Below are 23,354 nucleotides of genomic sequence, written 5' to 3'. Positions count from 1 at the left end.
CCTCGATGAGGACCGCGCTGACGCTGCTGTTCCTGCTCGCGCTCGCCGCGATGCCCGGCGCTCTGCTGCCCCAGCGCTCGCTCAACTCGGCCAAGGTCGACGAGTACATCGCCCAGAGGGGCTGGTGGGGCGAGCTCCTGCAGAAGCTCGGGTTCTTCGAGGTGTACGCCACGCCGTGGTTCGCCGCGATCTACCTGCTGCTGTTCACGTCCCTGGTCGGGTGCCTGCTGCCCCGCACGTGGGAGTACTTCAAGCAGATGCGCTCGAAGCCGGTGCTCACGCCGCGCAACCTCTCGCGCATGCCGCACCACGTGCAGGCCGAGCTCGACATCACGCCGGACGAGGCCGTGGCGCGTGCGAAGAAGGCCATGCGCGGCTGGCGGATGGAGGCGGGCGACGACACGGTCAGCGCCGAGCGCGGGTTCCTGCGCGAGACCGGCAACCTGGTCTTCCACTTCGCGCTGCTGGGCCTGCTCGTGTCGTTCGCGCTCGGCAAGATGTTCAACTACGAGGGCCAGGTCATCGTCCAGGCGAACGGCGGCCAGTTCTGCAACGGCGGCATCTTCAACTACGACCAGTTCCGGCCCGGCCTGCGGGTCGACGGCACGGACCTCACGCCGTTCTGCGTCGAGATCGGCAAGTTCTCCGCGGAGTACCTCGACAACGGCCAGCCGGTCGGCTTCCAGGCCGACATCCGGTACCAGTCCGGCGACGACCTCGCGTCGAACACGTGGAAGCCGTACACGCTGCAGGTCAACCACCCGCTGCGCACCGAGGGCGACCGCGTCTACCTGCTCGGCCACGGCTACACGCCGACGTTCACGGTGACGTTCCCCAACGGCGAGAAGCGCACCCAGGGCATCCAGTGGCTGCCGAGCGACCAGCTCACGCTCACCTCCGAGGGCGCCACGAAGTTCGACCCGCCCGGCATCACCGACAGCGAGACGCGGCTCAAGAACCAGATCGCCGTGACCGGTCTGCTGGCGCCGACGCCGTTGCTGCACGGCAACATCCTCAGCTCGAAGTTCCCGGCGCTGAACAACCCGATGGTCGCCGTCGACGTGTACCGCGGGGACCTGGGCGTGGACAACGGCCGCGGCCAGTCGATCTTCTCGATCGACCAGAAGATGGTCGACCAGGGCAGGCTGCAGAAGGTCGCGCGCAAGAACCTCGCGCTGGGCGAGGAGGTCGCGCTCGACGACGGCACCAAGGTGCGGTTCGACGGGGTCAACGACTGGGTGTCCCTGCAGGTCTCGCACGACCCGACCCAGGGGTACGTGCTCGCGTTCGCGATTCTGATCATCCTCGGCCTGGGGGTCTCGCTGACCGTCAAGCGCCGCAGGGTGTGGGTGCGTGCGACCCGTCTGGAGGACGGGCGTACGTTGGTCGAGGTCGGTGGCCTCGCCCGTACTGACCAGGCCGGATACGGCGAGGAGTTCACGCGGCTCGCCCGCGCGGTGCTGAACGAGGAGAAGTCCTGATGCCGGTTGACGAGACTCTCGCGACCTACAGCGACTGGCTGTACCGCAGCGCGCTGGGTGTCTACCTCGTCGCGATCCTGCTGTACGCGGTGGAGCAGGCGTTCGCCCGCACCCCGCGCAAGGCGCTGGTCGGCGCCGGTGGCCCGGACATCCTGGTCGACGAGCCGAAGCACGAGCTCACGAAGACCGAGCGCATCGGTCGCATGGGCGCCGCGATGACGGTCCTCGGTGCCGTGCTGCACCTCGGTTCGCTGGTCATGCGCGGCCTGTCCGCCGGCCGCGCGCCGTGGGGCAACATGTACGAGTACATGTCGCTGCTGTGCCTCGCGGCCGTGGTGACGTGGATCGTGCTGATGGCCAAGTTCCCGATCCGCCGCCTCGGCGCGTTCGTGCTCACGCCGATCTGGATCCTGCTGTTCCTCGGCGGCACCGTGCTGTACGCCGAGTCCGCGCCCGTCCAGCCGGCGCTGCGGTCGTACTGGCTGGTGATCCACGTCTCGGTGATCTCGATCTCGTCCGGCGTGCTGCTCATCCCCGGCGTGACGTCGATCCTCTACCTGCTCAAGGACTCGAAGTCCGACCGCTTCCCGAAGCTGCCGTCCGCCGACGTGCTCGACCGCATGTCGTACCGGACCACCGTGCTCGCGTTCCCGCTGTTCACGGCCGGGATCATCTGCGGCGCGATCTGGGCCGAGGCGGCGTGGGGCCGGTTCTGGGGCTGGGACCCGAAGGAGACCGTCGCGTTCGTCTCCTGGGTGGTCTACGCGGCGTACCTGCACGCGCGGGCGACGGCCGGCTGGCGGGGCCGCGGAGCCGCCTGGATCAACATCGCGGGCTTCGTCCTGAACGTGTTCAACCTGTTCTTCATCAACTTGGTCACCACCGGGTTGCATTCCTACGCCGGTCTCTAACGAGTTAAGCCCCCAGGTCGATGGAACCGGTGGCGGTTGCGTACCGTCGCAACCTGGGGGTCGGGGAAGTCTCGGTCTCTCGTGTGCAGGGAGGACCACAGCGGTGAACTGGCAGCAACCACCGGGTGAGGAACAGGGCTCCGGCCCGCAGTACGTCGACCCGCAGGCGGCGGCCTACCCCGATCCGCAGCAGTCCGGCCCGCAGCACGTGAGCGGCCCGCACGCGGTGCCCGGCCAGTCCGGTCCGTACCAGGTGCCCGAGGGCTCCGGCCAGTACCACGTGCCCCCGTCGGCCGACCCCGGTCAGGCGCCCGGCACCACGTCCGGCGCGTACGCCATGCCCGGTTCGCAGTCCGGCGGCTACCCCGTGCCCGGCACCACGTCCGGTGCCTACGCCGTTCCCGGTTCCCAGTCGGGCGGTTACCCGGTCCCGGGCTCGCAGTCCGGTGGCTACCAGGTGGGCGGCGGCCAGTCCGGTCCGCACAACACCGAGCACACGACCGCGCAGTACGGCCACTTCGCCGGCCAGCAGTTCCCGAACAACTTCCCGCAGCAGCAGTACCGCTCGCAGGCCGAGCAGGTGTCGTCGCAGCAGCTGATCAAGAAGGAGAAGCGTCCGCCGACGTCCGGCTGGCGCAAGTCCCTGCACTCGATCACCGGTGGCGCCATCAACCTCGGCGAGAGCCCCGCCGACACGCGGCGCCGCGAGCTCATCGCGCGGATCAACCAGCCGCTGCGCGGGTGCTACAAGATCGCGATGCTGTCGCTCAAGGGCGGCGTCGGCAAGACCACGACCACCACGACGCTGGGCTCGACGTTCTCGTCGCTGCGCGGTGACCGGGTGATCGCCGTCGACGCGAACCCCGACCGCGGCACGCTGGCGCTGAAGATCCCGCGCGAGACCACCGCGACCGTCCGCCACCTGCTGCGCGACGCCCCGCGGATCACCAAGTACAGCGACGTGCGCGCGTACACCTCGCAGTCGCCCGCGCGCCTCGAGGTGCTCGCGTCCGAGCAGGACCCGGCCGTCTCGGAGGCGTTCAGCGAGGACGACTACCGGCGCACGGTGGCGCTGCTCGAGCACTTCTACAACATCGTGCTCACCGACTGCGGCACCGGCCTGATGCACTCCGCGATGAAGGGCGTCCTGGACGAGGCCGACTCGCTGGTGCTCGTGTCGTCCGGCTCGGTCGACGGCGCGCAGACCTCGGCCGCGACCCTCGACTGGCTGGAGGCGCACGGCTACCGCGACCTGGTCGCGAAGTCCGTGTGCGTGATCAACTCGGTGCGCCCGAAGTCGGGCAAGGTCGACCTCGACAAGCTCGCGGCCCACTTCCAGCAGCGCTGCCGTGCCGTGGTCCGCCTGCCGTTCGACGAGCACCTCGAAGAGGGCGCCGAGATCGCGCTGGACCAGCTCGCGCCGGAGACCCGCCTCGCGTTGCTGGAACTCGCCGCGGTCGTCGCGGACGACTTCCCGCACAACTGAGCGGGTTCTCGACACTTGCGGAAAGGGGTCCTGGGATCAGGGCCCCTTTTCCGTCACTCGTCGCGCTTGCGCTGCTCGTCGAGCTTGCGCAGGAACTCCGGGTCGTCGTCGGGTGCGATCACCTTGCGGCCTGGGGTGTACTCCGAGTGCTGCGGGGCGAACGCTCGCCACACGAGCACAGCCACGGTGAGCGCACCGATCACCGCCAGCAGGTAGATCATCGTGTCGCCACCTCCCTTTGCCACGAGATTACCCGCGGCACAGGGGTAACTACGGTTTCAGTGGCGAACGGGTTCAGTCGCCTCGGTCGTCAGCTCCGAAAGGAGCTGCTTCACCTCGGTCTCACGGAACCTGCGATGTCCTCCAGGGGTGCGGATCGAGCCGATGCGACCTGCAGTGGCCCATCGGGTCACGGTCTTCGGGTCGACCCGGAACAGATTGGCGACTTCCCCAGGCGTCAAGAGCCGCTCGGTGGCTGCAGTCACTCGTCCTCCTCAGATCAGACGTTCCGGTCTGATCGTGGCATCTGACCCATCAGGTACTCGAACGCTTGTTTTTTGGTAAAGAGGTAGTAAGGGACGCAGGGGCCAAACCGGACATGGCTCACACGGTGCTCCTGTGACCTGGACAACCCGCACACGTGCGCTGGGCCTAGGGTTACGCGGGTGGATGCTCTTGATCGGCAGATCATCGCCGCGCTGCGCGCCAACGGCCGGGCCACCTACGCCGACCTCGGCAGGCAGGTCGGCCTGTCCGCCTCCGCCGTGCACGAACGGGTCGGCAAACTGGAGTCCAGCGGCGTGATCGTCGGGTACCACGCGGTCGTCGACCCCAGCGCGGTCGGCCTCGGCGTGACGGCCCTGATCGGGATCCACCCCACCGACGTCGCGGACGACAACGAGGTCGCCGTCGCCCTCGGTGAGCTGCACGAAGTCGAGTCCTGCTACCGCGTGGCGGGCGACGAGTCGTTCATCGTGAAGGTCCGGGTGTCGACCGTGGACGACCTGGAGAAGTCGCTCGGGCGGCTGCGGAGGATCCCCGGCGTGGCCCGGACGCGCACGACCGTGGTGCTGTCCACACGATTCGAAGGGCGCCCGAACACCGGGGACGAGGACGGCGACGTAACCTGAATGGGTGCTCGCTCGTGATGTGACGCTCTACGTCCTCGCCCGCCTCGGCTTCGTCGCGGTGGTGACCGGCGCGCTCCTGTTGTTCAAGGTTCCTTTGCTGCCCGCTCTCGCCGTGGGCGTGGTCGTGGCACTGCCGGCGTCGTTGTTCCTCTTCAAGGGGCTGCGGCAGCGGGCGGCGACCGGGCTGGACGCCCACCAGGCGCAGCGCAGGGCCGAGCGGGACAAGCTGCGGTCCGAACTGCGTGGTGACGAAGGTCCTGTCACCCAGGCGTAGGACGTCTGCCCGGTTATCGTGCGGGCTGTGAGTACCTCCGTTGACCGCGTTTGCAGCAGGACCAGGCACTGGGTGTGCGAGGCCGTCGGGATCATCGAGGCGGACGCCAACCGTAGCGCCGACACCCACCTGCTGCGCTACCCGTTGCCGCTCGAGTGGGGCATCGACCTCTACCTGAAGGACGAGTCGACCCACCCCACGGGCTCGTTGAAGCACCGGCTGGCGCGCTCGTTGTTCCTCTACGCGATCTGCAACGGCTGGATCACCGGTGGCACGCCCGTGATCGAGGCCTCCTCGGGGTCGACGGCGGTGTCCGAGGCGTACTTCGCGCGGCTGCTAGGGCTGCCGTTCATCGCGGTGATGCCCCGCTCGACCTCGGCGGAGAAGGTCGCGCTGATCGAGCGCCAGGGCGGCCGCTGCCACTTCATCGACGAGCCCTCGGCGCTCTACGACGAGTCGCGCCGGCTGGCCGCGGAGCTCGGCGGCCACTTCATGGACCAGTTCACGCACGCCGAGCGCGCCACGGACTGGCGGGGCAACAACAACATCGCCGAGTCGATCTTCCAGCAGATGAAGCTGGAGCCCTCGCCGGAGCCGGACTGGATCGTCGTGGGCGCGGGCACGGGCGGCACGTCCGCCACGATCGGGCGGTACATCCACTACCAGAAGCTGAACACGCGCCTGGCCGTCGTCGACCCCGAGCACTCGGTCTTCTTCGACGCGTGGCGCGACGGCGACCGCGACCTGGTGGCGACGCGCGGTTCCGGCATCGAGGGCATCGGCCGGCCGCGCGTGGAGCCGTCGTTCATCGGCGAGGTTATCGACCGGATGATCAAGGTGCCGGACGCGGCGTCCGTGGCGACGATCCGGTACGTCGAGGACCTGCTCGGGCGGCGGGTCGGCGGGTCCACCGGCACGAACCTCTGGGGAGCGTTCCAGATCGTGGCGGAGATGCGGCAATCCCGGGCGCGCGGCAGTGTGGTGACGCTGCTCTGCGACGGCGGGGAGCGTTACGCGAACACCTATTACGACGACACATGGGTAGCCGCCCAGGGCATGCACCTCGACCCGTGCCTGGAACGGCTGAACAACTTCCACCGCTCGGGGAACTGGTGACGAGGGTCGTGCGTCACAGCGTGACCTGAGCACCTGAGTCCGCAGGGGGGACGCTGTGTCGTCGCTGTTCACCGACGCGGCCGAGCTGCGCGCGTACGCCGAGTACCTGCGCACCGAGGCCAAAGAGTTCGAGACGATCCGCAAGTACGTCCACACCACGGCGTGCGACAAGGCGGGCTTCACGGGCCTGCTGACGTTGCTGCAGCCGGGCGTGGACATCGTGCGGGCGCTCTTCGACGAGACGCTCGACTTCGGCACGTCGAAGCTCGAGGGCGCGGCCTCGGCGGTGGACGCCACGGCGAAGGACTACGAGGACATCGACGCCCTGCAGCGGCGGATCTTCGAGGGGCTCCTCAAGTGACGACGACGGCGTACCACTCCGTGCGGCCGGTCGCCGCCTCCCTGAAGCAGCCCGACGTCGACACGGCGTCGCTGAACGACGTCCTGCGCGACCAGGGCTGGGGCGTCCAGGCCGTCAACTGGGTCTTCGAGGCCGTGACCGGGGAGTCGCTGGTCTCGACGATCATCACGCCGATCACCGGCGACTGGTCGAAGATCCGCGCCGACGGCGACGCGTGGCGCATGGTCGGCAACGCCATGAACGACGTCTCGTACAACCTCACGGACGCCGTCGGCAAGGTGCGCGACCACTGGGACGGCGACGCCGCCCGCGCCCACGAGAAGTACATCGCGCTCGGCTGGAAGGCCGGTCTCCTCGCCGAGATGGGCGTGGCCCAGCTGATCGCGAAGGGCTTCGACACGGTCGCCAACGGCGCCGAGGCCCTGGGCAAGCAGGCCGCCCGCCTGCTCGACTACCTGGTCAACAAGCTGCTCGAAGCCGCCGCCACCGTCTGGATCCCGGTCGCGGGCTGGATCAAGGCCGCCGAGATGGTCTGGAACGCGTACCAGATCTACCGGCGGATCATGGACATCATCGAGACGGTCCAGAAGCTGATCTCCGACGTGAAGGCGCTCTTCGACGCCGTCGGCCGAGTCTTCTCCGCCATCGGCAAGCTGAAGGACGCCGACTCCCTGGCCGAGGCGATGAACGCCACCCAGGAGGTCGCCGAGGCGGGCCGCGACGTCCGCAACGCCGTCAACGACATCAAGGACGACCTCGGTTCCATCAAGGAGTCGGCGACCGAGATCGCCGACCGCGGCCGCGACATCGGCGACCGGGTGCACGAGATCCGCACGCCACCAGGCGGCGCGGAAGAGACCAAACCGGCCGCCGCGTCCGCCGTGGCACCGGGCGGCGCCCCGGTAGGAGCACCGCCACCCCTGCAGGCCACCCCGGACACCCCGGCGGGCACCCACGCGGCAGCGGCCACCGGAGCCCCCACCGCACCCACGCCGTCCCTCGGCGGAGGCGGCGGAGGCGGCGTTCCCACCGGCGGAGGCCCGGCCGGCCACTCCGGCGGCCCCGCCTCCGGCGCCCCGAACATCCCCCGCCCGGACACGACGCACGCGGCGTCGGCGGCCCCCGCCATCGCCCCGCCGTCATCGACCCAGACGACCCCGATGGCCGGCGCGATGCCGATGGGTGCCCCGATGGCCCCCGGCGGAGGCGGCGACCAGACGAGGAGCTCCGGCTCCCGCCCCGGCGCGGGCGGCGTGCCGGCGTTCCCGTCCGCAGGCGGCGCGGGCGGCTCGGGTGCACCGAAGCCACCCGGTGGCCTGCCGACCCCGCCCAGCACGGGCTCGGGCCTCCCGACCCCGCCCGGCCACGGCACGCCCGGCACGCCCGGCACGCCCGGTGGCGCAGGTACGCGCCCCGGCACGGGCTCGGGCCTGCCGACCCCGCCTTCGGGCACGCCTGGCACGCACGGGCAGGGCTCGGGCACGCCCGGCACGCACCCGACACCTGGCTCGGGCGGCACGCACCCGACGCCCGGCTCGGGCAGCGGTCTGCCCACCCCGCTGAACTCCGGCAGCGGTCTCCCGACTCCGCCGCACTCCGGGAGCGGCCTGCCCACCCCGCCCAGCTCGGGCAGTGGCCTGCCGACCCCACCCGGGACGCACCCGACACCCGGCGGCAGCCTGCCCACGCCTCCCGACCACCCGAGCGCGAGCTCCGGCACGGCAACCGCCCCGGCCCCGTCCCACTCGGGCGGCGGCCTCCCGTCGCCCCCCGGACACCCGTCCCCGAGCGCGGGCGGCGGCCTGCCCTCACCTCCCGGACACCCGTCTCCCACCACGGACCACTCGACGCCGAGCGGCGGGACCACGCCACACGACCCGTCGACCCCGCGTCCGCACGACACGACCCCGTCCGGCTCCGCGCCGCACGACACCCCCAAGCCCCACGACACGACCCCGCACGAGTCCGGCACCAAGCCGCACGACGCGAACCCTCAGCCACACGACACCGACACCAAGCCCCACGACACCGACCCCCGTCCCGACGCCGACCCCAAGCCGCACGACACCGACACCAGCGGCGCCGACGACGTCAAACCCCACGATCCCCAGCCCGACCACGACACCCCGGCCCAGCACGACACCGACCCCAAGCCGGGCAACGACGACGCGACCCCCACCCACGGCGACAACGGCGACAACGGCGACAACCAGCACCTCCAGACGCCGACCGCCCCCGACCTCAAGGGCCACTTCGACGCCGCCGCCATGGCCGCCCAGGGCCAGGGCTACCAGCACCAGCTGGAGCAGATCCTGCCCAACCAGGCCGACCGCGACCGCTACACCGAGCTGAGCCAGCGCCTCTCCACCAACCTCAGCCCGCAAGAGGCCCAGCACGTCGCCGACGTCCGCAACCAGATCACGGTCGGCAGCGGCGACATCGTCACCAAGGCCCTCAACCAGGGCGCCCTCAGCACGTACCTGCCCGACACCCCGCACGCGCCGGGCAGCCAGAAGGAGACCTGGCAGAACCAGATGGGCGGCTCGGTCGCGCGCGGCCAGGACGTCGTCGGCGTCAACACGCCGCAGGGTCTCCGGGACGGCCTCGCCCTCGACGACAAGGGCAAGGGCTGGACCCCGATCCCGGACGGCGCGCCGTCGGCGATGCAGCTCCGGTACGAGGTCACCGACCAGAACGCGGGCGCGCACAACGTGCCGTTCGGCGGCCCGAAGAAGGACACGCCGGACTTCACCCAGCCCGGCCCCTACTCGGCGGACCACTACCAGTCGCCGCAGGAGAAGGCGCACTACGAGGCGTCGCAGCAGCAGATGGCGGCGGCGGGTGGCGCGGCGAAGCCGTACGACGGCTACGACCCGTTCACGGGCACGGGCTCCACGATGGGCGGCATGCCGGAGTGGCGTGTCGACGGCGGCACACCGTTGCCCGATCGTGCCGAGATCTGGCAGGTGAACGCGGACGGCTCTGAGAAACTGCACGCCGTGTACGACCGCAAGTTCGGCTGGACGAAGCTCTGATGACCCAGTACTCCCAGGAGATGGCCGAGTACCGGGGCGAGACGTACTTCGCCGGCGCCGAAGGCCCTGACCACGTCTGGCTCCGCAAGGTGCCGGGCGTGGACTACGCCCACGCCGAGGGGTTCCAGACCTACGGCAACCGCGAGCTCAAGACGGTGGCCGTCGCGGACCTCGACGCCTGGTACCTCGACCGGTGCACCGCCACCTGGCGCGGACAGCTGTTCAACGTCGTCCGGACCGAGAACGGCAAGGCGGAGGCCGGCTACGCGGGCGGCGAGTACGTCTGGGCGCAGCAGAACGGGCTCGAAGGCGACCAGTACAACGGCTACCGGGCCACGCTCGACGAGAGCGAGCTGCACGACGTGCAGGTCGACCGCACCGATTTCCTGGTGCGGTGGAAGGAGAAGAACGCGGGATGAGCACTCCACAGGCGGTGCGCAAGGCGGCCGGCATCGGGCCGGAGACGATCCTGCAGAAGATCGTCCACCCCGCGGTCGCGCAGCTCTACCTGGGCAACGTCGTGGTGCCCGGCAAGTTCGAACCGCACCGCGCCGCCGGGTTCGTCACGCGCGGGCAGGACTTCCCGCAGGGCACCAGCGACCAGTTCGCCGAGGCGTTCGGCGTCGACAAGGTCGCGGACTGGCCGCGCGGCACGCAGTACCTGCTGCGCTTCCTGGCCCACACCACCGGGCTCTTCGACACGAGCTTCGGCGGCCCGACGCTCGACGGCGCGCGGAAGATGGGCACGACGCGCGTCTACCCGCTCCCGTTCACCGGCACCGGGTACACGCCGAGCGCGAACCCGATCCCCGAGTACGTCATGGACCTGGCGGAGCTCCCCGCGGGCACCGAGCTCTGGCGCTTCGAACCGGACGGCACCGGCCGCAGCGTCGGCAAGTACGTCCACCGCCAGGTCGGCTGGATCCCCACGGGCGACGTCGGCTTCGGGCCCGGGAGGTACTGGCAGGCACCGGTTCCGCACCGCCCGACCGTCCGGCGTGGACTGATCGGCCGGTACCGCGGCCAGGACTTCGACGTCGACTTCGGTCCGACGGCCGGCAGCGTCCTGCTGCACCCGCTCGCCGGTCAGCCTGCCCCGCCGGACTTCACGCGCGACGGCGAGGCCGCGTTCCTCGAGGTGCCGGACGCGGTCGTCGAGGACCTCCAGCTGGTCCGCACGCTGTGCACCTACCGGGGCGCGGAGTTCGAGATCGTCGGCGTCCTGGGCGACCAGGCCGTGCTGCACTTCGTGGGCGAGAACTTCGAGACCGCCCAGGAGCTCGGACTGTCCGAAGTGGACTTCCGCCAGTGGCGCACGATCGGCGACCGCGGTGACGTGACCGACATCCGCGGTGACGCCCGGCCGATCCAGCGCGGCCTCTTCGGCAGGGAGAACTGACATGACCACCCCGAACCCGAACGACAGCTGGAAGTCCGCGGAGCTGCGCGCGGCCGAGGCGCAGGTCGACGCGCGCTTCAAGGAGGCGCAGGACCTCGCGAACCGGCTCAAGGCCACGCCGCTGCCGCCCGTGCCGCCGATCGACTTCAAGGCCATCGCCCAGCAGGTCGAACGGGCCGCGCAGGAACGGGACGCGCCCGAGCAGCTCAAGGCGCTCAAGCGCAAGGTCGACGCGGGCGAGTTCACGTGGGAGGACGTCGTCTCCGGCAAGGCGGCGCAGGACCCCGACGTGCAGGCCATGCAGCAGGAGAACGTCAACAAGATGAAGCAGGCGTTCCAGATGCTGCAGGAGGGCCTGACCCCCGAAGAGATCATGAACGCCCAGGACCCGCGCCGCCGCGACCGCGGTGACGACGGCGACGACAACGCCCCGGACATCTTCACGGAGGACAAGTGGTGATGACGGCCTGGCGGACACCGGACATCCTGGCGGCGGAGGACTTCCTGACCAGCGCGGTCGCCGACGCGGACCGCGCCATGCGCACCGCACAGCAGAACCTGCGCGGCAAAGAACCGTCCACTGAGGACATCCGCAGGGTGATGCAGTTCGCCAAGTCGAGCGACGCCTCACCCGCGATGCGCCAGCTCGCCGACCGCATCGCCCGCGGCGCCGGCCTCAGCTGGCGTCAAGTCCTCACCGGCGAGGCCGCGCACGACCCGTTGGTGCGGCAGGCGCTCGACGCCGACCGCGCCACGCTCGAACGGCTGATCCAGGGCGAGACGGCGCCGCCGCCTCCGCCGCGCAGGCCCGCCCGCACGGACGACGACGAGCCCACCCAGTTCACCGAGGACGCCTGGTAGCTCAGTCCAGCACGAGGGCCGCGCTGACCAGCACGGCCCACGCCAGCATCGCGAAGCCGGTGAACTGCAGCACCGGGATCAGCTCCTTGCCACCGCGTCCGGCGGCCACCCGTCGGACGGCGGGCAGCAGCACGGGCGCCGCGAGGAACCCGAGCAACGCGTAGGGCACCCGCACGACCATGCCGAGCGCGATCAGGAACGGCACCGCCGCCAGCGCGAGGTACAGCCGGCGGGTGTCCTTGTCCCCCAGCACCACCGCGAGCGTCCGCTTGCCCGACACGGCGTCCGTCGGGATGTCGCGCAGGTTGTTCGCCACCAGCACCGCGGCCGAGATCGACCCCATCGCGATGGACGCCCCGATGCCGATGCCGGTGATCTCCCCGGTCTGCACGTACAGCGTGCCCAGCACCGCGGCCGGTCCGAAGAAGAGGAACACCGCGATCTCGCCGAGCCCCGCGTAGCCGTACGGGCGCTTGCCACCCGTGTAGAACCACGCCCCGGCGATGCACACGGCGCCGAAGCCCAGCAGCCACCAGTGCCCGGACAGCACCACCAGCACGAGCCCGGCCACCGCGCCGATCCCGAGCGAGATGAACGCCGCCAGCCGCACCTTCTCCGGCTCGGCCGCACCGGACCCGGTGAGCCGGAACGGTCCCACCCGGTTGTCGTCCGTGCCGCGGATGCCGTCGGAGTAGTCGTTCGCGTAGTTCACGCCGATCTGGAACGCGACCGAGACGACGAGCGCGAGCACCGTGTAGAGGGTGTTGAACTCGTCGATGTGGTGCGCGGCAGCGGCTCCGACCACGACCGGGGCGATCGAGTTCGGCAGCGTGCGCGGGCGGGTCCCCTGGATCCACTGGACGACTGAGGCCATGCCCCACATCCTCCGGTATGACTCCTGAGGACCCACCGAAGGGGTGTATCAGCAGGCAGTGGCGCCGGACACGCCCGCCACGTACGCCTTGGCGATGTGCTTGCCGGAGGCGATGCGGTACCAGATGTTCGACGTGCCCTGCGTGCCCGACACGGACTCGCCCGTGAGCTGGCACGTCACCCTGACCTGCGCGTAGTTCGCGGCGAGACCCACCTGCGAGGACGAGGAGTTCGCGCCGCTGCGCACGTTCACGGTGCCGTTGGCGGCGGAGGTCCGGACCGTCCCCACAGGACCGGAACCGGTCCACAGGTACGTCACGGTGACCCACGCGTTGTTGGTCAGCTTGAGGCCGTCCCAGAACGTGCCGTCGGCCAGGTCGATGCCCGCCGGGTTCGCGACCTCGCGCCCGAACTGGTCCTTGCCGCCGTTGTAGTTGTTCTCGTACGCGGCCTGCGCCTCGGGCTTGCCCTGCGGCAGGTCCTTCCACATCTCACGGGTGGCGGACGGGTTCCAGTAGTCGTCCTTGGTGTTCCACGGGCCGACGTCCCACACGGGCGCCCACTCGCACCGGCCGTTCGAGGCGCACACCTGCACGCTGTAGTTGCCGGAGTTCTTGCCCGCCAGGCCCCGCCGCGACGGCAACGCCACGAAGTGGTCACGCGAGCGGATCACGTGCCCGTTCGCCGTCGTGCCACCGACCAGACCTTCGCGCGTCGCGTACACGCGGTACGAACGTCCAGCGGCAGCAACGGAAACGTCCTCCGCGGCGGCGACCCGCGACGCGGTCAGCTTCACCTTGGACGCCTTGCCGCCGCTCAGCACCACACGCGTCTCGATCGTGGACGTGGTCACCGGCAACGTCGCCGGCGCCTCCAGCCACTCGGTCCACTGCCCGTCCGCGCGCAGCCCGCGCACGTCGACCACGCCGTCGCCGGTCACCGCCGCCGTGACCGCGTTGGCGGGCTGGGCGAGTCTGTGCGTGCCGAGCTCGACCAGACCGGTGCGCGGCGACCCGCCCCACGTGACCGAGCGGCCGCTGACGTCCGCGGTCCACTCGTTCGAGGCAGGAGCCGCCTGGGCGGGAGATGCCAGTCCGGCCACCAGGGCGGTGCCCGCGACCAGCGGTATCAGGTAGCGCATGAGAAACCCCCATCGCCGACGCGCGGCGGTGTCCGCGCGCTTCGCGGCGAGAGTTGCCCTCAGCGGTAAAGGCTCACCTAAAGGACGCCAAGACGGCCGACCTGTCCACTTTGCCGGGCCCGCGCAACGGCAGCTCGTGCACGAACCGCACCAGCTTCGGCGTGGCGGCCCGCCCGACCTCCCGCCCGACCACGGCCCTCAGCTCGTCGACCGACGGCTCCGCCCCGCGCGTGACGACCGCGGCGGCGACCACGGACCCCCACTCGTCGTCCGGCACCCCGACGACACAGGCCTCCAGCACGCCCTCGACGGTCGCCAGAGCCCTTTCCACCAGCACCGGGGGCACCTTCTCGCCACCGGTGACGATCACGTCGTCCGCCCGCCCGAGCACCTCCAGGCGCCCGTCCCGCAGCCGCCCGAGGTCGCCGGTGCGGAACCACGTGCCGAACGGCTCCGCGCTGCCGCGGTAGCCCAGCGCCAGCACCGGTCCGCTGAGCTCGATCACGTCGTCGGCGCGCACCGCGACGTCCCGCAGCGGCGTGCCGTCGTACACGCACCCGCCGGCCGTCTCGCTCATGCCGTACGTCGTGACGACCCGCACGCCCAGGGCGCGGGCCTGCTGCAGGAGCTTCGGCGGGGTGGCGGCCCCGCCGATCAGCACGCCGTCGAACTGCCGCAGCGCCTCGAGCCCCGGTCCCTCGTTGACGACGAGCCGCGAGAGCTGCGTCGGCACGAGCGCCGTGTAGTGCGGTCCCGGCTGGGCCAGCACCGGCCGTGCGGCGTGCGCGAAGCCCATGGCGCGGAAGCCGTTGGTCATGTCGAGCACACCGGGCGTGGTGCCCGCGACGATCGACCTGACCAGCACCTGGATGCCCGCGATGTGGCCCGTGGGCAGCGCCAGCAGCCAGGTGCCGGGGCCGCCGAGCCGTTCGTGGGTGGCCTCCGCGGACGTGGTCAGCGCGTCCGCGTCGAGCAGCACCGTCTTGGGCTCGCCCGTCGACCCCGAGGTCGGCACGCCGAGCACGGCGCGCTTCTCCCAGCCGTCGAGCGGGCCTTCCACCAGCGGGTCGCCGCCTGCGAGGGCCGCGCGCAGTTCGTCGAGCATTTACACCTGCTCAGAAGTAGTACGGGTAGTTCGACCAGTCGGGGTCGCGCTTCTCCAGGAAGCTGTCGCGGCCCTCGACGGCCTCGTCGGTCATGTACGCGAGCCGGGTCGTCTCGCCGGCGAACAGCTGCTGCCCGACCAGGCCGTCGTCGATCAGGTTGAACGCGTACTTGAGCATGCGCTGCGCGGTCGGCGACTTGCCGTTGATCTCGCGCGCCCACTGCAGCGCCGTGGTCTCGAGCTCGGCGTGCGGCACGACCTCGTTGACCGCGCCCATCTTGTACATGTCCTCGGCGGAGTACGTGCGGCCGAGGAAGAAGATCTCGCGGGCGAACTTCTGGCCGACCTGCCGGGCGAGGTACGCGGAGCCGTAGCCGCCGTCGAACGAGCCGACGTCCGCGTCCGTCTGCTTGAACTTGGCGTGCTCGGCGCTCGCGATCGTGAGGTCGCACACGACGTGCAGGCTGTGCCCGCCACCCGCGGCCCAGCCGGGCACGACCGCGATGACGACCTTCGGCATGAACCTGATCAGCCGCTGGCACTCCAGGATGTGCAGCCGGCCCGCACGCGCCGGGTCGACCGTCTCGGCCGTCTCACCGGAGGCGTACTGGTAGCCGCTGCGACCACGAATCCGCTGGTCACCGCCACTGCAGAAGGCCCAGCCGCCGTCGCGCGGCGAGGGGCCGTTGCCGGTCAGCAGCACGCACCCGACGTCGGACGACATCCGCGCGTGGTCGAGCGCCCGGTACAGCTCGTCCACCGTGTGCGGCCGGAACGCGTTGCGCACCTCGGGCCGGTTGAACGCGATGCGGACCGTGCCCTGGTCGAGCGCGCGGTGGTAGGTGATGTCGGTGAAGTCGAAGCCCTCGATCGGCTTCCACAACGACGGGTCGAAGAGCTCCTGATCTGCCACGGTCTGAGACTCTAGGCGCATGAATCCGTCCACGGCGCAGGCGAGGGTGATCGTCGACGAACTGGTCCGCAACGGCGTCCGCCACGTCGTGCTGAGCCCCGGTTCGCGCAACGCCCCGCTGTCGTTCGCCCTGCACCAGGCCGAACAGATGGGCCTGCTCACGGTGCACGTGCGCATCGACGAGCGCAGCGCCGGCTTCCTCGCGCTCGGCCTCGCCAAGACGGGCACGCCCGCCGTCGTCACCTGCACGAGTGGCACGGCCGTTGTGAACCTTCACCCGGCCGTGGTCGAGGCGCAGCTCACGAACGTGCCGTTGATCGCACTCACCGCGGACCGCCCGGTCGACCTCTACCGCACCGGCGCGAGCCAGACGATCAACCAGTTCGACGTGCTCGGCATCCCGACGCTGCACCTGCCGGAGGCCGCCGCCGAGCCCGTGACGCGGTCGTTGATCTGCCGGGCGATCGCCGCGGACGGCCCGTCGCACGTCAACGTGCCGTTCCGGCCGCCGCTGACGCCGTCGGACGACGCGTGGCCGGCGTCGGACCGCGATACCTGGACGGCGACGGACCGCGCGTTCTCCGTCGAGACGCGTCCGTCCGACCTGCCCGCCCGCACGCTGGTCCTGCTCGGTGACGACCGCCCCGAGCGGCTGCTGGCGGCCTCGCGGCTCGGCTGGCCGGTGATCGCCGAGCCGACGGCGCCGGGTGGGTTCCGCCACGGGTCGTTGCTGCTCAACGCGGGTCTGCCGGAGCACCTGCGGCCGGAGGCGGTGCTCGTCGTCGGGCGCGTCACCCTGTCGAGGGGCCAGCAGACGGTGCTGGGAGCGACTCCAATCGTGCACGCCGTGGGGGACCGGGCGCAGTGGCCGGACGTCCCGTTCAGCGCGGCCCGCGCCTCGACCTGGCTGCCGGAGCCCGCCGCCCTGGACGACGAGTGGACGCAGGCCTGGCAGAGCGCCGTGAAGAACGTCAGCGCGGCCGTCGACGACCTGCTGGACGCGACCCCGTGGCCGACCGGCCTGCACGTGGCGCGCGACCTGGTGCAGGCGGTGCCGTCGGGATCACTGCTGTTCGTGGGGTCGTCGAACCCGATCCGCGACGTGGACTTCGCCGCCGAACGCCGTCCGGACGTCGCGGTGCACGCCAACCGGGGTGCGGCGGGCATCGATGGGAGCGTGTCCACGGCGTTGGGGCTCGCGGTCGTGCACGAAGGGCCGTCGTACGCGTTGATGGGCGACCTGACGTTCCTGCACGACAGCAACGGCCTGCTCGCCGACCACCGGCCGGACCTCACGATCGTCGTGCTGAACGACGACGGAGGCGGCATCTTTTCGTTGCTGGAACAGGGTGCGCCGGAGTACGACAGCAGTTTCGAGAGGATTTTCGGCACCCCGCACGGGACTGATCTGACCGCTTTGTGCGCGGGCTACCGAATTCCGCACTCCATTGTGGACGGCCCGGAGGAGTTCCGTAGCGCGATTGCGGCACCGAAAGGCCTCCAAGTGGTCGAAGTGCAGGCAAAACGTGACGAACTGCGCGCACTGCACCAGCGTCTCAAGGCGACGGTGTCAAAGGTTTTCACCAGATAGGAAACATACGGAAGTCGGTGGCTCGTCCATGATCGTCTGGATAGCGTCCGCCGCATGTCGATGAGATCCAAGGCGACGGCCGCGGTGGCGTCCGCGGCCGCGATGACCCTTTTCGCGGGGACCGCCCTGGCGGCGTCTCCTGGTGCACCCGGAGTCGGCGACCCGTACTTCCCGAACTACGGGAACGGCGGGTACGACGTCTCCCACTACGACATCAGGCTCAACTACAACCCGACGGGCGACCAGCTCTCGGGCACCACGACGATCCTGGCGAAGGCCACCCAGGACCTCACGCAGTTCAACCTCGACTTCCTGCTCAAGGTGAAGTCGGTGCGGGTCAACAACGTGCCGACGTCGTTCGTCTCGGACCAGGGCGAGCTCACGCTCACCCCGCGCGGCGGCGTCCGCAAGGGTCAGGACCTCACGATCGTCGTCACGTACGCCGACAGCCCGTCGACCGTGAAGGACCGCAACGGTTTCACGGCGTGGACGAAGACGGTGGACGGCGCGCTCGCCATCGGTGAGCCGGAGATCTCCGCCTGGTGGTACCCGTCCAACGACCACCCGACCGACAAGGCCACGTTCGACGTCAACGTCGCCGTCCCGAACGGCGTCGAGGCGATCTCGAACGGCACGTTCGTCGGCCAGACCCGCCAGATCAACGGCTACACGAGGTGGAACTGGCGCAGCACCAAGCCGCAGGCGACCTACCTGACCTTCCTGACGATCGGCCAGCTCGAGCTGCGTCAGGGCACCACGCCGTCGGGCCAGCCGTACGTCAACGCGTACTCCGAGCGCCTGGGCGAGAACACCGACGCGGCCAAGGCCAGCATCGAGCGCACACCGGAGATCACCGAGTTCCTCGCGGAGAACTTCGGCCCGTACCCGTTCGAGGCGCAGGGCGGTGTCGTCACCCCGAACCTCGGCTACGCGCTGGAGAACCAGACCCGCCCGACCTACGACACGGCCTTCTTCCGCCGCGGCGCCAACACCTACGTCGTCGCACACGAGCTGGGCCACCAGTGGTTCGGCGACTCGGTGTCCGTGCACCACTGGCGCGACATCTGGCTGAACGAGGGCTTCGCCTCCTACGCCGAGTTCCTGTGGTCCGAGCACATCGGTGAGGGCACGGCGCAGGAGAACGCCGACTACACCTACGACCTGTACCCGGCGGACAGCGAGTTCTGGAACGTCCTGCCCGGCGACCCCGGTGCCGGTGACGTCTTCGACGGCGCCGTCTACGACCGCGGCGCCCTGGCCGTGCACGCCCTGCGCGTGGCCGTCGGCGACGAGAAGTTCTTCGAGATCCTCAAGACGTGGGTCGCGGAGAAGAAGTACTCCGACGCCACCGTCGAGGAGTTCATCGCACTGGCGGAGCGCGTCTCGGGCCAGCAGCTCGACCAGCTCTTCCAGACGTGGCTCTTCACCAAGGGCAAGCCGGCCGAGGCTCCGGGCCGTTCTGCCGACGTGGCCGCGAAGTCGCTCTCGGTCAAGGCCGAGCCGAAGTCGCGCGCCAAGATCCAGCTGACGCACGAACTGCTGGACGCCCACAAGTAGACCAAGTGGCGGACCGGCCCCGGTGACCAGCATGATCGAGGTGTGCAAACTCGTGTCGCGCTCGTCACCGGAGCCGGTTCCGGAATCGGTGCCGCAACAGCCAAATCCCTGGCGGCCCAAGGCAACCGGGTAGCCGTCGTAGACCGCTCCGACCAGGCCCACGCCGTCGCCGAGGAGATCACCGCGGCAGGCGGGACGGCCCATCCCGTGCTGGCGGACATCAGCGACCCCGACTCCGTCTCGCGCGCCGTGTCCGACGTGACGAGCGCGCTCGGCCCGGTCGAGATCCTCGTCAACAACGCGGGCTTCGCCAAGGACAACCACGTCCTCGACATGCCGCTGGAGGACTGGGACGCCGTCGTGGGCACCGTCCTGCGCGGCAGCTTCCTGATGCTCAAGGCGGTCGGACCGGCCATGCGCGACGCGGGCTGGGGCCGCATCGTCAACATCTCCAGCATCTCCGCCCTGGTCGACGGCGAACGAGCCAACTACGTGGCCGCCAAAGCAGGCCTGGAGGGCTTCACCAGGGCCACCGCCCTCGACCTCGCCCCGCACGGCATCACCGTGAACGCCGTGGGCCCCGGCGTGATCCCGACGGGCATGACGAAGGTCTCCGCGGCCCGAGCCGGCCGCACCGTGGAGGAGCAGTTGGAGGTGCGCCGCCAGGGCATCCCGCGAGGCCGCGTGGGCACCCCGCACGACATCGCCCGGGCCGTGCTGTTCTTCACGGCCGAGGACGCGGACTTCGTGACGGGCCAGGTCATCTACGTCAGCGGCGGCCCGCATGGCTGACTGGCCACCACCCCCGATCAGGACGGAACGCCTGGTGCTGCGCGAGTCCGAGGCCCGCGACCGCCCGGCGTTCGTGAACCTGTTCGCCTCCCCGGAGGTCGGCACCTACATCGGCGGCGCGAAGTCGCGCGACGAGGTGGAACGCTCCATGCCCGACCTCCCGGGCCGCCGAACGGGCTTCTTCGTGGCGGAACTGGCCGGCGAGATGATCGGCATGATCACGTTCGACCGACGCCCTCCCGACCGCCTGGGCCACGTGCTGCCCGACGGCGGCGAGGCCGAGCTCGGCTACATGTTCCTGCCCTCGGCGTGGGGGCGGGGGTACGCCTTCGAGGCCTGTTCGGCGGCGCTCGACTGGTTCTCCCTGGAGCACCCCGGCGAACCCGTGGTGCTGACGACGCAGACGGCCAACGAGGCCGCGCTCAGGCTGGCGCAGAAGCTGGGGTTCATCGAGGTGGAGCGGTTCGAGGAGTTCAACGCCCAACAGTGGTTCGGCGTCCGTTTTCACCCGAACGAGCCCGTATCGTGGAGCAAGTCCAAGTCATAGCTTCGGTGGTTATGGCACCAAGCATTCCGTCCACCGCATACAGCCGGGAACTGGGCGAAGAACTACGACGCCTCCGCGAGCAGTGCACGAACTTCAAAGGCGCGGAGGCGGCCGCCCGGCTCGGCTGGCACCCCAGCAAGGTCTCGACCATCGAACACGGCAAGGCACGGCCCAGCGAGATCGACCTGGTCCAGTTCTTGACGCTGTGCGGCAAGGACATCGACTACTTCGAGGTCTTCAAGCAGCGCTACCGGTACGCGTTCGACGAGTACATCGTCCAGGCGGCGGATTCGCTGCGCACAGCCGTGAAGGCGGAGTCCACCGCCGCGAAGATCAGCAGCTACGAGACGCTCACGCCGCCCGGCCTCCTGCAGACGTGGGCGTACGCCGACTCCCTGTACCGCCAGACCGGAATCGCGACCGAGGACCAGATCCCAGGCCTCGTCCAGATGCGAACAGATCGCCAGGCCGTCCTGCGGCGCCACCACCGGGCGGATTGCGTGTTCTACGTCCACGAGATAGCGCTGCAGCAGCAGGTCGGCGACGCCCAGGTCATGGAAGACCAGTACCTCCGCCTTTTGTTCAACAGCCACCTCGTCCGAATCGTGCCGGAGGAGGTGGTCGCGGTCTCCGCCGGTTTCGTGCTGTGGGAGTACGAGGCAGCGAAGTCGGTCGCCTACAGCGAAACCGAGTTCTCGCAGGTGTTCGTGCAGGATCCGGCGGCCGTCGCAAAGACGCGGCGGCACTTCGCCCGCCTGGCAGAGGTCGCTCTCGATGAGGAACAGACGCGGAGCAAGCTCATGGAGTACATCGGCCGGCCTCGCCAGGAGATCGACCTCTTGGGCCGTAGTAGGCGCACGGCGCGATAGCAACGCCACACACACGACTCCGCCGGGATCCCCCAAAATCAACACTACTCAGCAGGTCCGACAGTCCGGCCCGGTCGCGGCGGGGCGCTGACCTCCAGAACCCCGCCCGCCGCCCTCCGAAAGGCGTGGAGAGTGTCCGAGAAAGCCCCGCCCTGGGCCTACGAACGACCGGAGGTCCACCCGCACGACCCGAGCTGGGCCACCCGAGCGGCAGCGGAACGCGACACCCTCACCCACCTGCTGGCCCCGTGGCTGGTCGACGGCGTGGAACACGTCGGCTCCACCGCGGTCCCAGGCCTGGCCGCCAAACCGGTCATCGACCTGATGGCCTCGGTGACCACCCTGGACGCCGCGACCCCGGCCCTTCTGGCCACTCACGGCTGGGTCCACGTGCCCCCGCACCTTGACAACCGCCCGTGGCGCCGCTTCTACGTCAAACCAGACGCCACAGGCCAACGCCGTGAAGCCCACCTGCACGTCATCCAGGCAGGCCACCCCAGGTGGACCGACCAACTCCGGTTCCGCGACGCCCTCCGCGCCGACAAGGCCCTCGCCCAGGCCTACGCGGACCTCAAGCGCCGTCTATCCGACGAGAGCGGCCACGACCGTGAGGCGTACACGGAAGGCAAGGCCACGTTCGTGGCTACAGTCCTTCGAGCGCCTCACGCATAGGCCGCATCTTGGCGTGCGCCTCCTGCACCTCGATGTCCGGATCCGAGTCCGCCACCAGCCCGCACCCCGCGAACAACCGCGCCGTCGACCCCGAGATCTGCGCGCACCGCAGCGCGATCCCGAGCTCGCCGTCCCCGTTCCCGTCGATCCACCCCACGGGCCCGGCGTACCGCCCGCGATCCATCCCCTCCAACTGGGCGATGAGCTGCGTGGCGTCCAAACGGGGCGTGCCACCCACCGCGGCCGTGGGATGTACAGCCTCGCCGAGGTGCAGCAACGAGACAGAGGACTCCAACGTGCCGATGACGTCCGACGACAGGTGCGACACGTTGGGCAGCCTCAGCACCGAGGGCCCCTCAACGGACATGGTGGCGCAGAACGGCCTGAGGGTGTCCGCGAGAGAGCGGACCGCGTAGTCGTGCTCTTCCAGATTCTTCTCCGACGACATCAGCGCCGAAGCGAGTTCCTCGTCGGACACGCCGTCGTGCGGCCACGTGGTGCCGGCCAGCACGCGCGAGTCGACCACGGAGCCGGTGCGGCGCAGCAGCAGTTCCGGGGTGGCGCCGACCAGGCCGTCCACGGCGTACGCCCAGCACTCGGGATAGCGGCGGGCCAGGCCCTGCAGCACGAACCGCTGGTCCAGGCGGCGGTCGGTGAGCGCGACCAGGTCGTGGGCGAGGACGACCTTGTCCAGTTCGCCGCCGCGCATGCGGGCCACGGCCTTGCGCACGGCCTCGCGGTACTGCGTGACCGGCAGCTGACCGTTGGCGTAGCGGACGGACGAGGGGCGGGAGAGCGGCTGGACGTCGGGGGCGGGGTCGGAGGCGCCGATCGTGGTGATCCACTGCTCGCCGTTGCGGCGGCCGACGACGACCTCGGGCACGATCAGCACCGAGTCGCCGGGGGAGTCCGCGAAGGCCATCGAGACGAAAGCCACAGGTCCGCTGCCCGGGACGCCCAGCTCGTCGTCCACGTCTAGGTGCGCGCAGAACTCCTGCCACCACTTGTCCGCCTGCGCGAACCGGTCCGGGCCGCTGACCTCCAGCCGTGCCGCCTCGCCCCAGCCGACCAGGCCGGACCCGTCGCGCACCCAGGCGAGCGCGTGCTCCGGGTCCGGCAGCAGTCCGAGCAGGTCACCGGCGGTGTCGCGCCGGGACCGGACGCGGATTCGCTGCCGTGCTCGCGATGTGGGTGCTGAGGTCACAGTCCGACTGTATGGACCTCAACCTGAAAGCGCGGC

25 protein-coding genes are annotated in these 23,354 nt (G+C 70.3%); 18 read left to right on the top strand and 7 right to left on the bottom strand.

The window, feature by feature from the left end; translation table 11 throughout:
* The first annotated feature begins 5 nt into the window (after positions 1-5).
* The 3 genes from ABZX02_RS21740 (at position 6) to ABZX02_RS21730 (ending at position 3,878) form a co-directional block, all read left to right on the top strand.
* Positions 6-1,481, top strand: coding sequence for a cytochrome c biogenesis protein ResB (locus tag ABZX02_RS21740; protein WP_355300610.1), 1,476 nt, complete (start codon positions 6-8; stop codon positions 1,479-1,481).
* Positions 1,481-2,392 (top strand): c-type cytochrome biogenesis protein CcsB, encoded by a 912-nt coding sequence (ccsB, locus tag ABZX02_RS21735; RefSeq protein ID WP_355300376.1) that lies wholly within the window; start codon positions 1,481-1,483, stop codon positions 2,390-2,392. Before ABZX02_RS21740 ends, ccsB begins: the two co-directional genes overlap by 1 nt.
* 208 nt (positions 2,393-2,600) lie before the next feature.
* Entirely contained in the window at positions 2,601-3,878 is a 1,278-nt protein-coding gene (locus ABZX02_RS21730; RefSeq protein ID WP_355300609.1) for an AAA family ATPase, read from the top strand.
* 53 nt (positions 3,879-3,931) lie between these two features.
* On the opposite strand, the gene ABZX02_RS21725 is transcribed toward ABZX02_RS21730, so the two are convergent.
* Both ABZX02_RS21725 and ABZX02_RS21720 read right to left on the bottom strand, forming a co-directional pair.
* The gene (locus tag ABZX02_RS21725; RefSeq protein WP_086667950.1) at positions 3,932-4,099 is read right to left on the bottom strand and encodes a hypothetical protein; all 168 of its coding nucleotides are present in this window, start codon (positions 4,097-4,099) and stop codon (positions 3,932-3,934) included.
* 57 nt (positions 4,100-4,156) lie between these two features.
* Entirely contained in the window at positions 4,157-4,363 is a 207-nt protein-coding gene (locus ABZX02_RS21720) for a BldC family transcriptional regulator (RefSeq protein WP_089915625.1), read from the bottom strand.
* A 180-nt stretch (positions 4,364-4,543) separates the two neighbouring features.
* Between ABZX02_RS21720 and ABZX02_RS21715 the strand changes: the two genes are divergently transcribed.
* The 9 genes from ABZX02_RS21715 to ABZX02_RS21675 are packed head-to-tail and all read left to right on the top strand — an operon-like array spanning position 4,544 to position 12,054.
* Positions 4,544-5,008: an Lrp/AsnC family transcriptional regulator gene (locus ABZX02_RS21715; RefSeq protein WP_355300375.1), complete on the top strand. Its 465-nt coding sequence runs from the start codon at positions 4,544-4,546 to the stop codon at positions 5,006-5,008.
* Positions 5,009-5,012: 4 nt separating this feature from the next.
* Positions 5,013-5,282: a DUF4229 domain-containing protein gene (locus tag ABZX02_RS21710; protein WP_355300374.1), complete on the top strand. Its 270-nt coding sequence runs from the start codon at positions 5,013-5,015 to the stop codon at positions 5,280-5,282.
* A 27-nt stretch (positions 5,283-5,309) separates the two neighbouring features.
* On the top strand, positions 5,310-6,398 hold the full coding sequence (locus ABZX02_RS21705; RefSeq protein WP_355300373.1) for a PLP-dependent cysteine synthase family protein: 1,089 nt from the start codon (positions 5,310-5,312) through the stop codon (positions 6,396-6,398).
* A 55-nt stretch (positions 6,399-6,453) separates the two neighbouring features.
* On the top strand, positions 6,454-6,759 hold the full coding sequence (locus tag ABZX02_RS21700; RefSeq protein ID WP_355300372.1) for a hypothetical protein: 306 nt from the start codon (positions 6,454-6,456) through the stop codon (positions 6,757-6,759).
* Complete coding sequence (locus ABZX02_RS21695; RefSeq protein ID WP_355300371.1) at positions 6,756-9,794, top strand: hypothetical protein; 3,039 nt, start codon at positions 6,756-6,758, stop codon at positions 9,792-9,794. Before ABZX02_RS21700 ends, ABZX02_RS21695 begins: the two co-directional genes overlap by 4 nt.
* Complete coding sequence (locus ABZX02_RS21690) at positions 9,794-10,213, top strand: hypothetical protein (protein WP_355300370.1); 420 nt, start codon at positions 9,794-9,796, stop codon at positions 10,211-10,213. Before ABZX02_RS21695 ends, ABZX02_RS21690 begins: the two co-directional genes overlap by 1 nt.
* A complete protein-coding gene (locus ABZX02_RS21685; RefSeq protein WP_355300369.1) occupies positions 10,210-11,193 on the top strand; it encodes a hypothetical protein in 984 nt (327 codons plus the stop codon). Before ABZX02_RS21690 ends, ABZX02_RS21685 begins: the two co-directional genes overlap by 4 nt.
* Position 11,194: 1 nt before the next feature.
* On the top strand, positions 11,195-11,653 hold the full coding sequence (locus tag ABZX02_RS21680) for a hypothetical protein (RefSeq protein ID WP_355300368.1): 459 nt from the start codon (positions 11,195-11,197) through the stop codon (positions 11,651-11,653).
* Positions 11,653-12,054 carry a hypothetical protein gene (locus ABZX02_RS21675; RefSeq protein WP_355300367.1) on the top strand — a complete coding sequence of 134 codons (402 nt, stop codon included), beginning with the start codon at positions 11,653-11,655 and terminating at the stop codon, positions 12,052-12,054. The genes ABZX02_RS21680 and ABZX02_RS21675 overlap by 1 nt, the downstream gene beginning before the upstream one ends.
* Before the next feature lies 1 nt (position 12,055).
* Here ABZX02_RS21675 and ABZX02_RS21670 read toward each other — a convergent pair whose 3' ends face one another.
* The 4 genes from ABZX02_RS21670 to ABZX02_RS21655 all read right to left on the bottom strand — a co-directional run bounded on the left by ABZX02_RS21670 (position 12,056) and on the right by ABZX02_RS21655 (position 16,107).
* Entirely contained in the window at positions 12,056-12,928 is an 873-nt protein-coding gene (locus ABZX02_RS21670; protein WP_355300366.1) for a 1,4-dihydroxy-2-naphthoate polyprenyltransferase, read from the bottom strand.
* 48 nt (positions 12,929-12,976) lie between these two features.
* Positions 12,977-14,068, bottom strand: a complete 1,092-nt coding sequence (locus tag ABZX02_RS21665; protein ID WP_355300365.1) for an SH3 domain-containing protein — start codon at positions 14,066-14,068, stop codon at positions 12,977-12,979.
* A 73-nt stretch (positions 14,069-14,141) separates the two neighbouring features.
* Positions 14,142-15,173 (bottom strand): o-succinylbenzoate--CoA ligase, encoded by a 1,032-nt coding sequence (gene menE / locus ABZX02_RS21660; RefSeq protein WP_355300364.1) that lies wholly within the window; start codon positions 15,171-15,173, stop codon positions 14,142-14,144.
* Positions 15,174-15,183: 10 nt separating this feature from the next.
* Positions 15,184-16,107, bottom strand: a complete 924-nt coding sequence (locus tag ABZX02_RS21655; RefSeq protein WP_355300363.1) for a 1,4-dihydroxy-2-naphthoyl-CoA synthase — start codon at positions 16,105-16,107, stop codon at positions 15,184-15,186.
* On the opposite strand from ABZX02_RS21655, the gene menD reads away from it, so the two are divergent.
* From menD to ABZX02_RS21625, 6 genes are all read left to right on the top strand, one after another.
* Positions 16,106-17,677, top strand: a complete 1,572-nt coding sequence (gene menD / locus ABZX02_RS21650) for a 2-succinyl-5-enolpyruvyl-6-hydroxy-3-cyclohexene-1-carboxylic-acid synthase (RefSeq protein WP_355300362.1) — start codon at positions 16,106-16,108, stop codon at positions 17,675-17,677. The genes ABZX02_RS21655 and menD overlap by 2 nt on opposite strands.
* Before the next feature lie 60 nt (positions 17,678-17,737).
* Positions 17,738-19,234: a M1 family metallopeptidase gene (locus ABZX02_RS21645; protein WP_355300608.1), complete on the top strand. Its 1,497-nt coding sequence runs from the start codon at positions 17,738-17,740 to the stop codon at positions 19,232-19,234.
* Positions 19,235-19,276: 42 nt separating this feature from the next.
* Positions 19,277-20,026: a 3-oxoacyl-ACP reductase FabG gene (fabG, locus tag ABZX02_RS21640; RefSeq protein WP_355300361.1), complete on the top strand. Its 750-nt coding sequence runs from the start codon at positions 19,277-19,279 to the stop codon at positions 20,024-20,026.
* Positions 20,019-20,573 carry a GNAT family N-acetyltransferase gene (locus ABZX02_RS21635; RefSeq protein WP_355300360.1) on the top strand — a complete coding sequence of 185 codons (555 nt, stop codon included), beginning with the start codon at positions 20,019-20,021 and terminating at the stop codon, positions 20,571-20,573. The genes fabG and ABZX02_RS21635 overlap by 8 nt, the downstream gene beginning before the upstream one ends.
* Positions 20,574-20,584: 11 nt before the next feature.
* Positions 20,585-21,442 carry a helix-turn-helix transcriptional regulator gene (locus ABZX02_RS21630; protein ID WP_355300359.1) on the top strand — a complete coding sequence of 286 codons (858 nt, stop codon included), beginning with the start codon at positions 20,585-20,587 and terminating at the stop codon, positions 21,440-21,442.
* Between the two features lie 132 nt (positions 21,443-21,574).
* Positions 21,575-22,114, top strand: coding sequence for a GrpB family protein (locus ABZX02_RS21625; RefSeq protein ID WP_355300358.1), 540 nt, complete (start codon positions 21,575-21,577; stop codon positions 22,112-22,114).
* Here the strand turns inward: ABZX02_RS21625 and ABZX02_RS21620 are convergent.
* The gene (locus ABZX02_RS21620) at positions 22,086-23,318 is read right to left on the bottom strand and encodes an isochorismate synthase (protein WP_355300357.1); all 1,233 of its coding nucleotides are present in this window, start codon (positions 23,316-23,318) and stop codon (positions 22,086-22,088) included. The genes ABZX02_RS21625 and ABZX02_RS21620 overlap by 29 nt on opposite strands.
* Positions 23,319-23,354 lie beyond the last annotated feature (36 nt).

The sequence above is a fragment of the Lentzea sp. NPDC003310 genome (assembly GCF_040610935.1).
Lineage (GTDB): Bacteria > Actinomycetota > Actinomycetes > Mycobacteriales > Pseudonocardiaceae > Lentzea.
This window is presented reverse-complemented; position numbering and strand designations above follow the sequence as displayed.

What these genes read in the sequence shown, in the direction of transcription:
- menD (WP_355300362.1), top strand. Translation starts at nt 16,106, where the DNA reads ATGAATCCGTCCACGGCGCAGGCGAGGGTGATCGTCGACGAACTGGTC.
- ABZX02_RS21685 (WP_355300369.1), top strand. Translation starts at nt 10,210, where the DNA reads ATGAGCACTCCACAGGCGGTGCGCAAGGCGGCCGGCATCGGGCCGGAG.
- ABZX02_RS21675 (WP_355300367.1), top strand. Translation starts at nt 11,653, where the DNA reads ATGACGGCCTGGCGGACACCGGACATCCTGGCGGCGGAGGACTTCCTG.
- ABZX02_RS21725 (WP_086667950.1), bottom strand. Translation starts at nt 4,099, where the DNA reads ATGATCTACCTGCTGGCGGTGATCGGTGCGCTCACCGTGGCTGTGCTC.
- ABZX02_RS21680 (WP_355300368.1), top strand. Translation starts at nt 11,195, where the DNA reads ATGACCACCCCGAACCCGAACGACAGCTGGAAGTCCGCGGAGCTGCGC.
- ABZX02_RS21690 (WP_355300370.1), top strand. Translation starts at nt 9,794, where the DNA reads ATGACCCAGTACTCCCAGGAGATGGCCGAGTACCGGGGCGAGACGTAC.
- menE (WP_355300364.1), bottom strand. Translation starts at nt 15,173, where the DNA reads ATGCTCGACGAACTGCGCGCGGCCCTCGCAGGCGGCGACCCGCTGGTG.
- ABZX02_RS21635 (WP_355300360.1), top strand. Translation starts at nt 20,019, where the DNA reads ATGGCTGACTGGCCACCACCCCCGATCAGGACGGAACGCCTGGTGCTG.
- ABZX02_RS21665 (WP_355300365.1), bottom strand. Translation starts at nt 14,068, where the DNA reads ATGCGCTACCTGATACCGCTGGTCGCGGGCACCGCCCTGGTGGCCGGA.
- ABZX02_RS21670 (WP_355300366.1), bottom strand. Translation starts at nt 12,928, where the DNA reads ATGGCCTCAGTCGTCCAGTGGATCCAGGGGACCCGCCCGCGCACGCTG.
- ABZX02_RS21655 (WP_355300363.1), bottom strand. Translation starts at nt 16,107, where the DNA reads ATGCGCCTAGAGTCTCAGACCGTGGCAGATCAGGAGCTCTTCGACCCG.
- ABZX02_RS21645 (WP_355300608.1), top strand. Translation starts at nt 17,738, where the DNA reads ATGAGATCCAAGGCGACGGCCGCGGTGGCGTCCGCGGCCGCGATGACC.
- ccsB (WP_355300376.1), top strand. Translation starts at nt 1,481, where the DNA reads ATGCCGGTTGACGAGACTCTCGCGACCTACAGCGACTGGCTGTACCGC.
- ABZX02_RS21630 (WP_355300359.1), top strand. Translation starts at nt 20,585, where the DNA reads ATGGCACCAAGCATTCCGTCCACCGCATACAGCCGGGAACTGGGCGAA.
- ABZX02_RS21740 (WP_355300610.1), top strand. Translation starts at nt 6, where the DNA reads ATGAGGACCGCGCTGACGCTGCTGTTCCTGCTCGCGCTCGCCGCGATG.